The 13,291-nt window shown below is 41.4% G+C and carries 10 protein-coding genes; 4 read left to right on the top strand and 6 right to left on the bottom strand.

All coding sequences use genetic code 11. The features are described 5' to 3' along the window. Positions 1-113 precede the first annotated feature (113 nt). Entirely contained in the window at positions 114-581 is a 468-nt protein-coding gene (locus MSKOL_RS01360) for an OsmC family protein (protein WP_048153321.1), read from the top strand. A gap of 261 nt (positions 582-842) precedes the next feature. After that, positions 843-1,880 (top strand): class I SAM-dependent methyltransferase, encoded by a 1,038-nt coding sequence (locus MSKOL_RS01365; protein ID WP_048158083.1) that lies wholly within the window; start codon positions 843-845, stop codon positions 1,878-1,880. 233 nt (positions 1,881-2,113) lie between these two features. Here MSKOL_RS01365 and alaS read toward each other — a convergent pair whose 3' ends face one another. Together alaS and MSKOL_RS01375 are read right to left on the bottom strand one after the other, a co-directional pair. Continuing rightward, positions 2,114-4,885, bottom strand: a complete 2,772-nt coding sequence (alaS, locus tag MSKOL_RS01370) for an alanine--tRNA ligase (RefSeq protein ID WP_048153322.1) — start codon at positions 4,883-4,885, stop codon at positions 2,114-2,116. Between the two features lie 551 nt (positions 4,886-5,436). Further along, the gene (locus tag MSKOL_RS01375; RefSeq protein WP_048117132.1) at positions 5,437-5,697 is read right to left on the bottom strand and encodes a YhbY family RNA-binding protein; all 261 of its coding nucleotides are present in this window, start codon (positions 5,695-5,697) and stop codon (positions 5,437-5,439) included. A gap of 853 nt (positions 5,698-6,550) precedes the next feature. Between MSKOL_RS01375 and MSKOL_RS01380 the strand changes: the two genes are divergently transcribed. Then, positions 6,551-7,342 (top strand): winged helix-turn-helix domain-containing protein, encoded by a 792-nt coding sequence (locus tag MSKOL_RS01380; RefSeq protein WP_048153323.1) that lies wholly within the window; start codon positions 6,551-6,553, stop codon positions 7,340-7,342. A 97-nt stretch (positions 7,343-7,439) separates the two neighbouring features. Here MSKOL_RS01380 and MSKOL_RS01385 read toward each other — a convergent pair whose 3' ends face one another. From MSKOL_RS01385 to MSKOL_RS01395, 3 genes are all read right to left on the bottom strand, one after another. Beyond that, positions 7,440-9,467 (bottom strand): heavy metal translocating P-type ATPase, encoded by a 2,028-nt coding sequence (locus MSKOL_RS01385; RefSeq protein ID WP_231592593.1) that lies wholly within the window; start codon positions 9,465-9,467, stop codon positions 7,440-7,442. Between the two features lie 1,571 nt (positions 9,468-11,038). Beyond that, positions 11,039-11,275, bottom strand: a complete 237-nt coding sequence (locus MSKOL_RS01390; RefSeq protein WP_048117138.1) for a hypothetical protein — start codon at positions 11,273-11,275, stop codon at positions 11,039-11,041. Positions 11,276-11,963: 688 nt separating this feature from the next. Then, entirely contained in the window at positions 11,964-12,209 is a 246-nt protein-coding gene (locus MSKOL_RS01395; RefSeq protein WP_048117140.1) for a hypothetical protein, read from the bottom strand. A gap of 162 nt (positions 12,210-12,371) precedes the next feature. Here MSKOL_RS01395 and MSKOL_RS01400 point away from each other — a divergent pair, with 162 nt between their 5' ends. After that, positions 12,372-12,677, top strand: coding sequence for a signal recognition particle protein Srp19 (locus MSKOL_RS01400; RefSeq protein WP_048123527.1), 306 nt, complete (start codon positions 12,372-12,374; stop codon positions 12,675-12,677). 236 nt (positions 12,678-12,913) lie between these two features. Here the strand turns inward: MSKOL_RS01400 and MSKOL_RS01405 are convergent, their stop codons facing one another. Then, positions 12,914-13,237: a ribonuclease P protein component 4 gene (locus tag MSKOL_RS01405; RefSeq protein WP_048117141.1), complete on the bottom strand. Its 324-nt coding sequence runs from the start codon at positions 13,235-13,237 to the stop codon at positions 12,914-12,916. Positions 13,238-13,291 lie beyond the last annotated feature (54 nt).

Genomic DNA, 13,291 nt, shown 5'->3' on the forward strand with positions numbered 1-13,291 from the left:
ATATAACGTATTACAAAGACGGTCATTTACATAGCGAAATCTCCCGCTTGAAACGATAAAGCAAAGATAATCTCAGCAAGTATTGGAATTTAGGAATAGAATGAGGTGTTTGCATGCCCGAGAACAATCCTCCTATAACTATATTATATGAAGGTGGAATGCAGTTTGTTGCAGAGAATGGAACTGGATGCAAAATTCCCGTAGAACCGGCTGTTTCTATGGGTGGAAGCGGTAAAACCCCAAATCCGGTAGAGTATCTGGTTACGGCTCTTGGTAGCTGTGTAGGTATTATTATGGTCATGGATTTTTCCAGGAAAGGCTTTAAACTGGACTCTTTTACAATGAAGATCGATGGTACCAGGAGCAAACTCTGCGATTGCTTCTTTGAGAAGCTGCATCTTATAATCACTCTTTCCGGAGACATGGATGATCACACAGTCGCTGAGGTGATTCAGAATACGATGCATACCTGTCCCATTGCGGCGATGTTTAAACAAACAATGGAAATTACCTGGGAATACCAGATTATAGATAGGACTCACGCACTTGAGGTACAAAATCAAGCACATTGGGCTTTGTGACTTGTTTAATTTTTTAAACAGTTGAAGGTTTAATGCTATTGATTTCTCATTTCAACCGCATAAGTCCTGATAGAATGAGATTCGGGAGCAACTTCAGTTAAAAAACTAAAAATATTGAACTCGACTCATTTCAAAAAAGCAACCCGTTTAAAAAACTGTTTGACCGTAAATGCTGGCCAGAGATTTAAACTAAGGATTTTCCAAACCTCTCTATTTCAGTTGCCTTTAAATCCCATAAACTATCTACTAATCCTGATCGACGTGGCACGGAGAAAACAATTTGAAAAGCCCCTGCATGGGGATAAGGAAAGCCTGCGCTTTGCAACCCCTGAGCCAATTGCCCGCTACAGGGCGCAGCGTTTAAGATCAAAGGTTCTGGCTGACATAAGCTGCGGGATAGGAGGCCAAACCGTCTTTTTTGCCCAGCAGTGCGAGTTCGTATATGCAGTGGAAATCGACCCCCAAAAAATCGAGTACGCAAAGCAGAACTGCGCAATGTACGGGCTTGACAACGTGAAATTCATTTGCGGGGATGCTCTTGACCCGAAAGTCATAGAGCAGATCCCGGCCGTTGACGTAATATTTTCTGACCCCTTCAGGCCGGCCGAAGAAAGCGAAAGGCATGTCTCAAGCCTTGAGCCGGGAATTCCAAATGTTCTGGCTGCTTACGGTGAAAAAACCCGAAATTTTGCTTTTGAAGCTCCGCCCCAGATGCCGCCTGAAAGGATTCCTTTTGACTGCGAAAAAGAATACATCTCGCTTGACGGGCAGCTCAATCGCCTGACCCTTTACTTCGGCGGGCTGAAGCAGTATGACAGAATGGCTGTAGCTCTGCCTGCAGGCGAAGGGCTGGTCCCAAAATATGGTCTCCCGCAGGTAAGGGAAACTGACAAAATGAAACTTAACGCCTACGAGCCTGAACCATCAGTAGTTGCAGCCGGACTGCTGCCTGAGCTTGTTGAATCAATGATGCAGATGGCAGGGCCTTTTATGGGGGGTTTCGAGCTTTTCAGAGTTGACAAAAAAAGGCTTTTATTGACCTCGGATGCCCTGATAAAGCAGTCCATGATCAAAAATCATTACCTCGTACTTAAAGTCTGCCCCTTTGAACCAAAAGAGATCAATAAATTCCTGAAAGGCCAGAATATCGGGAGTGTTGTGCTCAGGGCAGGCGTAAAGCCGGAAGATTACTGGGAAGTGCGAAACGAGGTTGAAAAAGGTCTTGACGGAAATAAAACCGTGCACCTCTTTGTAAAAGACGGGACTGCAATCCTTTGCGAAGTTATCTTTAACGATTAATTGAAAAATAATTGAAAGAAGAAGTAAAACGGGAGAAAAAGATAAAAGAAGAAATTGTTGGGAATTTAAAACCCGATACCTTTAGACTTTTGTTACATACTTCCTTCTTTCAGACTTCCTTACATACTTCCTTCTTTCAGACTTCCTTACATACTTCCTTCTTTCAGACTTCCTTACATACTTCCTTTTTGAAGGCTTACTTCCATACTTCCTTCTTGAAGGCTTACTTAGACTTATTTGCAGGCTTCTTTTACGAGTTCAAGCCCGCGGGCAAGCGCATCCTGAATTCTTGAAGGGTCAGTTCCACCACCCATAGCAAGAGCAGGTTTCCCGCCTCCGCCTCCGTTTACAAGCTTCGACATCTCGCGGACAAGGCTGCCGGCATTGATCCCACAACTTACGGCTTTTTGTCCGGCAGATGCCACGAGTTTAACTCCTTCGGCATCACTTGCAAGAAGAGTTACCACATCTTCATGTTTCAGAAGTTCAGTAGCTGTCTTCTGGAGTTCAAGGGAATCGGCTTCGGGAATAAATTCGGCAATAACCTTGAGACCTCCAACCTCGGAAGCTCCTCCCAGCAGCCTGTAAACCCTGGCGCGAGCAATTTCTTCCTTGAGTTTTTCGTTTTCTTTCTTGAGGTCTTTCCATTCCCCAAAGAAACGCTCAACACTTGCCGGAAGCTGTTCTGGAGGCACACTCAGGGTCTTTGCGGAATCTGCCAGGAGAGAATCTATCTTTTGCATGGCACGTACGGCTGCAACTCCTGCTGCAAACTCAACTCTTTCAACTCCATCCTGGATCCTTTCTGCCCTCAGGATTTTGATCGGGCCGACAACTCCCGTACTGACGCAGTGCGTACCTGCACAGGCTTCAACATCGTCCCCGACCTTTACAACTCTGATTTTTTCTCCTGGAGGCACTCCACCCTGATAGAGCCCAAAGCCGTATTCCTGCTCGGCTTCAGTCCTTGGCGTCCACTCCGTAACAACACGCTTGTTTTCCATAACCGTGCGGTTTGCCAGGAGCTCTATCTGCTTCAGTTCATCAGGGGAGATATGCTTGTAATGTGAAAGGTCAAGCCTGGAGTGGTCCACAAACTTCTGGGCACCGGCCTGCCAGATGTGTTTTCCAAGTACTTTCCTGGCTGCATCGTTTACGATATGGGTTGCCGTGTGGTGCCTGGCAAGGGTCATCCTGCGCTTTTCATCCACTTTACCGTTTACAATGTCACCCTTACGGATATCCAGATTCCCCTCAGGGTTCTCTATTGTATGTACTATTACGCCGTCGTAGACCTGGACGTCCACAACCTTGTATACCGCATACCCGGTAGCGATTGTTCCCATATCTGCAGGCTGTCCACCGCCTTCGGCGTAGAAAAAGGTGTTATCCAGCACTATATTGTTGTCAAAGATATCCAGTACAACAGCTTCGAATTCAAGGCGCGTGGGCTCGTCGTAGAAACTGCGCTTTGTCTTCGGGAGGTGTTTAAGCCGGTCTGCAAACGGAACTACTTCTTCTTCCTTTTCCTCAGCCTTGTTATGCAGTTCACCAATAATGGAATAGAAGTTGTCAGGGAATTCGACGTCCACTCCGATTTCGGAGGCTACTTCTTTTGCCATCTCGGGTGGGATTCCGTGAGAATCGTAAAGTTCAGTTAACTGAGATAAAGGAATCTTTTCCCCGGTTTTCTTGAAATGAGATGCTGATTTCTGAATGATCCTGCGGCCTCTTTCCATTGTATTGCGGAACTTCTCTTCTTCGGATTCCAGGATGTCCTGTATGACCGGGAAGTTTTCTCTGAACTCGGGATACTCCGGCATATTCTTTATATGCATATCCATAATCTCAGTAAGCGGGGTCCGGATGTCAAGGTCACCCATCATGCGTAAAGTCCGCCTGATGACAAGCCTTGCAAGGTATCCTGCCTTGACATTCGAAGGAATAATCCCGTCTCCAAGCATGAAAGTCAGACAACGTGTATGGTCAGTAATTGCATAGACCTTTTCTACAGGTTCCATGATATCCGAGAGTTTTTCCACGGTCATTCCAATGCTTGAAGCAACCTTTTTCCTGAGTTCCAGAAGGTTTGCCTGTTCACTTACGTCCATAAACCCTGCAAGCCGAGCATTCTGGGCCAGGATATTTGCATATTCGGAGTTGTCCAGTTCATGCTCAAGCCCTGCAAGCCCCATGAGTTCGTTTACTATGCCAGGGAAAAGTGCGTCATAGATTGTAGGGGAACCCTTCGAAGCCCAGACGAAACGTTCGAGTCCGTATCCTGTATCCACGATGTAGTTATCCATCTTCGAATAGGTTTCACCTTTGATGAGAATGTCACCCTTTTTGTCGGTTTTCAGACCCATGAAAACAAGGGTAGCAAGCTCAAGCCCGTTCACAAGGACCTCAACACAGGGCCCTGCATTTCCTCCGCCGGCCCATGGCTCTTCCTTGTAACTTACAGCAAAGGGATCTAACTTAAGTGAATTAAAGAGTTCATCACATAGCTCCAGAGTATGTTCCTTCCAGTAAATTTCGTTGTCCCTTTTATTGAAGGCGTGATGTGCCATCATTTCAAAAGTTGTAAGATGGCGTCCGCTTCTGCCCACTGAATCCAGGTCGTTCAATCGAATGCAGGGCTGGGAAATCGTGAGGGGATTTGCAGGTGGGGGAACCTGCCCCGAGGTTACGAAAGGCTGAAAATCTGCAATGGATGCGATGGTAAGATAAAGGTCATCTCTCCAGCGAGCAACTACAGGATAACGGTTGATCCTTGTGTGCCCTCTCTCCTCAAAGAATGAGAGGTAATACTCACGCATCTGGGAGATATCAAATTCCCTGGAAAAAACCGGGTTTCCTATAAAGGTATAAGGATCACAGGGCGCATCTCCACATGTCTTTCGGTCAGGGTCACGTGTCCAGAAGAATTTGCCACATGACTGGCACTGCTTCCGGACGAACCCGTTATTTTTGAAAAATTCAAGTTGATATTCATCTTCAAGCATAACAATCTCTCCGGAGGGTTGGGTTTTGCTCTGCCCTGGTCTATCTGATAACAAAAGGGGAAATACCCCAACTCAACCGTTTTAAGAAACTTCCAGGCACTTAAAGTGCTACTATGGAATTTTGAATTTCTATACAATAATTCAGTTTATTCATTGTTAACTTTTATATAAATTATAGAGAGCTGATTTGAAATAATGAAACACCGTGAATCGTGTGCGAATAATTTGCAACTCGATGTTGCTTTTGCAGCATAAATAACTTACCAACATAACGAAATATATAATGAGTTTGTATTAAAGCAACTTCATACTTATAGACTTTAACCTATTACAGATACACTACAGAAAAACCTTATTCCTCATTTAAAAGGCAGGAAGTTATTCTCATTTAAACAAAAGGTAGCTTTGTGTTCGAAGGCTCACCAAAAATCGGAGTTCGGAAAAGGATAAATTCCTGCGTTTTAACTCTTCCCTGTCTAGAATTTTTACCTGTATAGAATTCTTCCTGTATAGAATTCTTCCTGTATAGAATTCTCACCTTTATAGAATTCTCACCTGTACAGAACCACGGTCCTTCCACGTACCTCTATCACAGTGGATCTCGTAGCAGCAGCAATTTCCTCCGCGATAGCCTTTAAGTCTTTTCCTTCTTCAGCGCTTTTCAGTACTCTTACTTTCACAAGTCTGTTAGCTTTTATCTGCTTGTTCAGTTCCTCAATCAGAGTGTCCGTTACCCCATTCTTTCCTATATTAAGAATAGGGGAAAGCTGATTTGCTTCGGCTTTTAACCTGTATAACTTTTCTTTCTCCATTGACCTTCCTCACATTAATTGTAAAACTAATTTTATCAAATATGAAACACTCATATTATTATAATTTATACCCTATTATAATTTACACATTATTATATTTTTTACGAAAAATTATACAATCAATAAATGAAAAGATTATTTACTTCTGAAAACTGTTTGCCACTTACTCGAAGCTACTTGTCACTTACCTGGAGTCATTTACCATTCATCCAGGCTTCTCCCTTTTCTCATTATCTTCTATATCAACGTTTCCTAGCAACCCGAAAAGCAGTCAGGTGAACCTCTGGATTTATAGTGAAAATGAATTATTTTTTCGAGTTTAAGACTATCAGTAATTTAAGTTTCAGATTAATACTTTCAGTAATTTAAGTTTCAAATTAATACTGGCAATAAGTTAAGTTAAGCAAGCAATAAGTTAAGCAAGCAATAAGTTAAGCGAGAGCAATAAGTTAAGCAAGCAATAAGTTAAGCGAGAGCAATAAGTTAAGCGAGCAATAAGTTAGCAAGCAATAAGTTAGCAAGCAATAAGTTAGCAAGCAATAAATTAAGCGAGCAATAAGTTGAGTTTGTTCAGGATTCTTCGATTATTCTTTTTACTTAACGGGACTTATCAACTTATTCTGGACTCACATTAAGTAGATAAAACTAAAATAAGGCTTTTAAGAAAATCTTTATCCGTAAACTCTTTAAATTATGGCTATTTTCCCAATTTGGTAAGAAACAGGACGAAGTTTCCAAATAATTTCGACACCTTTATTAGCAGTCTGGGACTCATAAAGGATAAAAAGCGAACCCTAAAAACAGAACCGGCGAACAAAACTTTTTTTCATAAGTTCAGGACGGAGACTTTAAAATGAATCCCGGCTTGCTTGATCTTATCCTGTTTTCAGAGAAAAGAAAAGATTTTCTTCTGTTCCTGAAAGAAGGACCTAAGGATATCGAAGAGATACTTGAGAGGCTTCAGGTGCCGAGGACGGCTCTTCTTCCGCAGATAAAGAAGTTAAAAGAAGAGGGTCTGGTAATACATGAAGAAGGCATATACCGGCTTAGTGCAATAGGGGAAATTGTCGTCGAAAAAATGCAACCCCTGATTGAGACCCTGTCAGTGTTTGAGAAGGACGAAGAATTCTGGGCCAATAGAAAGCTTGCTCCTATTCCACCCCATCTTGTAAACAGGATTAACGAACTTGGAAGCTATCGTCTCATAGAACCGGATCTAAGTCATACTTTTGATCTGAACCCGGAATTTATAAAAAACCTTTCTAACTCAACCTATATCCACATGTTTTATTCGTATTTCCATCCTCAACTTCCAGCTCTTATTCTCAACCTTGCAAGAAAAGGCATTGAAATTTCCCTTGTTTTGAGTGAAGCTGTATACTTAAGGTTTGTAGAGGATTTCAAAGAAGAGGGAAAAGAATTTCTCAAAATGGAAAAATCAAGCCTTTACATTCTGGAAAAAAAAGAAGTTGAAATCCCCGCGCTAATTGCTGTCTCTAACGGGATAATGACTATGGGATTGTTTAGCGAAAACGGCAGGTTTGACCGCCAGTATGTGATAAATTTCGAACCACAGGCAATAAAATGGGGACAAGAGTTTTTCGAATACTACAGGGATATGAGCAGGGAAGTGAACTACCGCTAAGCTAAATACCCGGCAGCTTCCGGAGTCATCCTTCCTCCTAATGGCGAAGCTAAAGACTCAGAGGTATTATCTACTGTATACGATTCCCAGCATAAAATCAACCCATTTTTAAAGTTTTAGCGTTTATTGCTACGATTACAGTGCTAAGGCTCATGAAAACAGCACCTATAGCAGGGCTCAGTAAGATTCCATATCCATAGAGTATCCCGGCTGCGAGAGGAATGGCAAAAATGTTATACCATGTTGCCCAGAGGAGATTCTGATACATCTTGGAATACGTTTTTCTGGAAAGCCTGATTATGTCAACTACATCTCTCGGATCGTTTTTTACCAGAACTATATCAGCGGTTTCGATTGCAACATCCGTCCCTGCTCCAATAGCTATCCCGACATCAGCCTGAGCCAGGGCAGGTGCGTCATTAACCCCATCTCCGACCATTCCTGTGATGTATTCCGCCTGAACTTCCCTGACCTTCTCGGCTTTCTCATGAGGGAGGACTTCTGCGAAATAGTCGTCAAGCTCCAGTTCCTTAGATACCCAGGCTGCCACATAACGATTATCTCCTGTAAGCATGAGGCATTTAATTTCCATGCTTTTAAGTTTCGAGATAGCTTCCCTGGACTCTTTCCTGATAATGTCGGCAAGTGCAACGGCTCCAAGTGCCCTGTTTTCCTCAAGCAAGAACACGACAGTTTTTCCCTGTGATTCGATTTCTTCAACTTTATCATTTTTGAGAGCAATTCCGTTTTCTTCAAGATATCCAGGACTCACAACAAGGAACTTTTTTCCTCCAATCAGGCCCTGTACACCTTTTCCAGGAATTGAACTGAATTCTTCCACGGATTGAGTCTGCAAACCTTTTTCCCTTGCACTTTCCAGAATTCCTGCTGCAATGGGGTGTTCAGAACTGGCTTCCAGGGAGGCTACAAGGCTTAAGATTTTTTCATCATCCCTCCCATCCTTTCCGGTTCCATTTCCTTCGCCTGAAAGAGAAACTACATCCGTAACACCAAACCGACCTTCGGTTAGTGTACCGGTTTTGTCAAAAATAATAGCCTGAAGGTTCCGAGCTCTTTCAAATGCCTGCCTGTCCCGGATGAGAAGCCCGGATTTTGCAGCAATGGACGTCGAAACTGCGACTACGAGAGGTATTGCAAGCCCAAGGGCATGCGGACAGGTAATAACCATTACAGTCACTGCCCTTTCCAGTGCAAAGACAAGCTGTTGACCGAGAAGAATCCAGAGAATAAAAGTGATAGCTCCTACCGTCAGAGCTGTGATTGTAAGATACATGGCCGCCCGGTTTGCCAGGTCCTGGGTTTTTGATTTGCTTTCCTGAGCAGCCCTGACAAGTTCGACAACCTGGTTGAGATAGGTATCCTTTCCGGTCTTTTCTACACTAACAATAAAAGCCGCTTCTCCATTAATTGAGCCGCCAATAACGTCATTTCCCGGCTTTTTCGTGACAGGCTTTGATTCTCCGGTAAGCATAGACTCGTTGACACTGCTTGTCCCCTCTACAACCGTGCCGTCCACAGGCACTTTTTCCCCGGGCTTGATCAAAACTTTATCCCCTATTTTTAGCTGGTCAACCCCAACATCAACAACTTCTCCATTTTTCTTCAAGTGAGCAACTGAAGGCATGATCTTTACCAGCTCCTCAAGAGCCCTTGAAGCCCCCATAACCGAACGCATCTCCAGCCAGTGTCCGAGCAGCATTATATCGATAAGAGTCGCAAGCTCCCAGAAAAAGACCTTACCGTAAAGCCCGAAAACTACAGCCGAACTGTAAAAATAGGCTACGCTGATTGCAACAGCTATAAGTGTCATCATGCCAGGCGATTTTTCAGAAAGTTCTTCTTTAATTCCCTTCAGGAAAGGATACCCACCGTAGAGATAAACGACCGAAGAAAGCAAAAAAGTTAGATAATCAGCACCTGGAACACGAAGCTCAAAGTTAAAAAAGTCCTGGATCATAGGAGAGAGCAGCAAAATAGGAAACGTTAACACGAAAGAAACAATAAATCTACTTTTAAAATCTTCAAGCATGTGAGTATGATGGTTGCCGTGTCCTTTTCCACCCGCAGCCTCATGGCCTTTATGTTCCATTTCTTCATGTTTCATTCCTTCGTGTTCCATTCCTTCATTTTTCGTTTCTTCATGTTTCATCTCTTCATGTTTCATTCTTTCATTTTTCGTTTCTTCATTTTTCATTTCTTTATGTTCCATTCCTTCGTGTTCCATTCCCCCGTGTTTCATCTCTTCATGTTTCATCTCTTCATGTTTCATCTCTTCATGTTTCATCTCTTCATGTTTCATCTCTTCATGTTTCATCTCTTCATGTTTCATTTCTTCATGCAGCTCAGTTTTTCCAAGCTTCATTTCTTCACGTTGCTCTTGCTCCAGTGATTTCTCTTCAGTATGCATCGTTTGTGCTTCGACATGGTCCTGGTGCGCCATATTTCCGGCAGGCTTATTCCCACTTTTTTCGTGAGACCTACGGGAATTACCGTGCATGTACCTTCCAGAGCCGTGTTCATTACCATGAGATATAGATACATTTACCTGAGTTTTAGAAATCCTGGTGTCCACTCTCTTCTCTTCAGTCTCCATATTTTCCCCGATTCCTCTGATTTAATTTTGTTTTTTAATATATTAGAATTTATTATCTATTTGAAGCTAATGAAGCTAAAAGAACCAAATATCCTGAGAGAAAAAAGAAATTCTTTTATAACCAGCTAATTCAAAGGATTAGTTTCAACCTTAGTTCCGCATTTTTAAGCACATAAATCTCGCTTGATATCGATACATGTGCTTAAACTTAAGCACATTATATACAAGGTAAAAATTTCTAAATCGCAATCATATGACCCCGCAGAGATACAGAAAAGCACATATGCGCCTAAAAAAGCGGAAGTTAGGTTTCAAAGGATAAAAAACAGGAAAAGCAGGAAAAGCAGGAAATGAAAGAAAAGAAGGAAATGAAGGAAAAACAGGAAATGCAGGAAAAGCAGGAAAAATACTCAAAAAATTGATAAACAAATATCGGGAAAGGAAACCAAAGCCAAGCTAATTTAAGCCCTCCAAAGGGAGAATAAAGAAAAAATGGGTATGTGAGAATATTTAACTACTCTTTGCTATCCGAACACTATGACGCACAGTGAGGAACAGAGTTAATAACAAAACGACACAAAAGATCCCGATAAAAATAGCATCCCTAAAGGCTATGTCCAGAGGAATATGACTGATAGACCCATAATCAGGAGGCAAGTAAGTCATACTTTAATCTATGTATCCAAATATAATAAACTTACCGAATTGTCTTATATACCAACTAAAATAAATACATGTGTTTAATTCTATGTTCTGAAAAGCATTTTTGAGTCATGGGGTAGGCTCGATAATTGCATTGGTTTAAAAGTTCTCCGCACAAAGGTGAGAAGATAAAAAGTTAATTGAAAAATTGCATAAGCAAGCGTTTCACACTCAGTCTGGACTCAAAAGACAGCGGACTAAATACCAAGCTGTATTCAGATAACACCGAAAAACGATAAATGAGTAAAATCTATCAGGTAATTCAGATAACACCGAAAAACGATAAATGAGTAAAATCTATCAGGCAATTCAGTCTAAACTAAACAAAATAAATTCTTCAGAAGTTAACTGGAAATCTTATCAAAGGGTTTCTACAGAACTTAAAAATCATATACATATCTGGTTTCCTTAATGACTTTACCATTGCTATCTTTTTCTACGAATCTCATGATTTCTTTGTCATGGGTAACTACTGTGTTGCAGTAAGGGCACAGCTCTGTATTTTTGTACATTACAGAGTGCAGAAATGACTCTTCATCTTCAAACTGAAAAAGCTGTGAGCTGAACCATCTTCTACACTTTGTACACCTAACTTCACAGTCTTTTATGTTGTTCATTTTTTCATCTTCACATTTAGTTTTAGTCTTAGTATTAATAAAATATTATTAAACTTATATATAATCAACGTGGCTGAAATTAGTTATGTCCTAATACCTGAAAAATAAGCTTACTCCAGACTTTTCTATGTATCCTTAAAACAAAGAGCTTCACAGAATATGTGCTGCTTATGAAGAAAAAAACAAACGCCGAGTAACAGTCCAGGGCAGCAAAACTAACTTTGAAACGCTTTAAAAAGCCTTAAAAATGGCTCGACGTTTGCTCATGAATGTTTTATCCTGAAAGTAACAGTTTTAGGTTCAGAGGCATTACATTCGAAGCTTAAATCTAAGGCAACCTTATGAATAATGGGCTATAAACCGATACTAAATTATCTTTAAATGAATTGTAACTCTTGAGTAGGGTTCATTAGAACATATTTAAGGTGGTTCGAACAAAAATTTAGAAGCCCTGTGCATGATTCTCAGGTGCAGTTGATTCTCAGGCGCAGTTATCATTGCTTTGGTCTTATGGTCACGCGACCCGGTGATTACAAGTCACTCACTTTACTGGAATATGTCATAAATGCATGGTCTTATGTAACAAATCATTAGAGCTTGAAACGAGACTTAACTTGGAGACTTGTTCTGACTGTTCTACATAAATTATTGATAAGTTTCAAGCTCTGGAAATTGAATCTATCTACAATTAACTTTCTTGATTCAGGAACCTTTCTACCATAGCCCACTCAACTTTCTTTATATACTTTGCTTGAAGCTTGGAAATATAAAGAACATTGCTACCAATCAGGATTTTCATATCTGACGGTTTGGGTTCGGCTGTACTAATTGGGAGAAGCACAGGGCCCCCTGGGGAGGTACAGAGCCTGAAATCCTGCCCGCTTTTTCTGATATAAGCTCTTACCTTTTCATCAATTGTAAACGACGGAATCATATTAACACCGTGCAGAACTTGTCCGGGAAAGATAAATAATTACAGGTTATAGTTTCAATATAATAAAATTTCTCATAATCAGGAAAAATTCCTTGTTTGTAAAAGTCTCCGGGGCAGTTTTAAATTTCATGAAAGCAATCTAGGACGAAGATAACCATGATGATGAGAGACAGGGGAAAACTTGTAATCTGGCCTGTATATCTCGACCAGACAAAGTCAAGGAGCAGCGGCAGAATAATATCCCGAAAAAATGCTATAAAGGAACCGCAGCTTAATGAGATAAAAGAAGCAGCCCGACAACTTGGCCTGAATCCCGAAGTAGAGCCTGAAAAAGCCTATCCCAAGTCCTGGTGGGAAGTAAGCGGGAGAGTGCTTGTGGATGATAATGGTCCGAAAACCGTTATTGCAAAACAGATAGCTTTAGCCATAAAAAAGATGCGAGGGCCGGAGAGCTCTGCTAAAGCTTAAAGTTAATATTGCTTCTTAATAAAGAACGTTAGTAAAGAAACGTTAGTAGAGAAACGTTAATAGAGAAACGTTAATAGAGAAACGTTAGTAGAGAAACGTTAGTAGAGAAACGTTAATAGAGAAACGTTGATAGAGAAAAAGGGATTTTGAGAAATCCTGAGAGGTCCAAAAAGCCCCAGATCCCTGAAAATCTTTTTGTCTGGGCTTTCGGAAGCTCTAATAAGCTCAGCTAGCCGTTATTTTAATTTTTTATAAGGATACCTCATCTCTTTTCCGCAGCACTGGCAAGAAACAATTATATATCCTTCTTTCAGCCTGTAACGGGCATTTTTTCCGGGCACGAGAAAAGCATAGCAGTGTTTGCAAATTCTGCTTTTTATTTCTCTTGGAATACTCATCCGGTTTCTCATAGAGATGTTCCTTATAAGTTGCACGTAACGCTCGCTGCGTTCAGGATGTTCTGCATGTTCTCTTTTTGCAAGCTCAAAAAGCCGCCACATGCGCTGGGTTGCGATTACCTGAATCAGGTTTTTCTGCTGTTTTCTTGCTATTCTGGACATGGGTAGATTGATCCTGTATTTTCGTCTCAGATCTTGATTTTTAATCTTCTTTAA

Source organism: Methanosarcina sp. Kolksee (genome assembly GCF_000969945.1).
GTDB lineage: Archaea > Halobacteriota > Methanosarcinia > Methanosarcinales > Methanosarcinaceae > Methanosarcina > Methanosarcina vacuolata.